The 979-nt window shown below is 69.6% G+C and carries 1 protein-coding gene; it reads right to left on the bottom strand.

Features of this window, described 5'->3' with window-relative positions; all coding sequences use genetic code 11:
* Positions 1-694, bottom strand: a 694-nt coding sequence (locus APM_RS10845; RefSeq protein ID WP_007423418.1) for a lytic transglycosylase domain-containing protein, incomplete at its 3' end; no start/stop codon positions are given.
* Positions 695-979 lie beyond the last annotated feature (285 nt).

Below are 979 nucleotides of genomic sequence, written 5' to 3'. Positions count from 1 at the left end.
TCGCGATCTGCGCCTGGTTCAGCCGCGAGGTCTCGCCGCCATCGTCCGCCGGGCGGATGCCCGCCGGAATCCGCGTCGGCAACTGGTTCATCGCCACCGCCTCCGCCTCGGACGGCCCGGCCGGATACACGCCGGCGATCTGCGGCGCGATCATCGCCACATAGTGCCGAGTCTGCGCCGGCAGCGGCTGGCGGTAGTCGAGATAGTCGTCGAGCCGCCCCGGCCCCGCGTTATACGCGGCGAGGAAGCCCGGCGAGCCGTAGATCTCGTACATCTGGTGGATATACGCCGTCCCCGCCATGATGTTGTCGAGCGGGTTGAACGGGTCCGGCCCCAGCCCGTAGCGCGCCGCCATCTCCTGGTAGGTCTCGGGCTCCAGCTGCATCAGCCCCATCGCCCCGGCGCTGGAGACGGTGAGATGCCCGTTCATGTATTCGTGCCCGCCCGACTCGACATGCATCACCGCGCGGATCCATTTCGCCGGCACGTCGAACCGCGCCGAGGCCTGCTCGATATACGGCCCCCACGGGTCGCCGGGCGGTCCCGGCGGGCGGTAATCGGCCGGCGCGTTGGCGGCGTAGCGCGCCGCGAGCTGGCTCGGGCTCAGATTGGCCTGCCGGGTCGAACAGGCGGCCAGCAGGGCGAGGGCGGAGAGTCCGGCGAATCGCCAGGCGTGTCGCAGCTTCGCGGTCATCGCGGACGGCTCGCGCGGAGCGGGGCGGGGTGGAACGCAGCGTTCAACACGTGTCTCCCATCGCAGTTCGGCGCGGCGCGTGGCATCCGCCCGGGGGGGTTGGGGCGGCCAGCCGCTCCGTTGCGCCGGCAGCCTCGCCCGGCACATGAAATTCGTCTCATAACCGCTTAACTTATCGGCGATTTCAAGGCAACATGATTCTGCAAATCACCGCGCATCCGCGCATCGGAGATCCCGCGATGACCCGTCTCCCGCCACCCGCCCGTGCGATCGGCCTTTTTCTCC

It is taken from the genome of Acidiphilium sp. PM (assembly GCF_000219295.1).
In the GTDB taxonomy this organism is placed as follows: Bacteria; Pseudomonadota; Alphaproteobacteria; order Acetobacterales; family Acetobacteraceae; genus Acidiphilium; species Acidiphilium multivorum.
The sequence above is the reverse complement of the archived record's forward strand: the minus strand, read 5'-3'. Positions and strand labels throughout refer to the sequence as shown.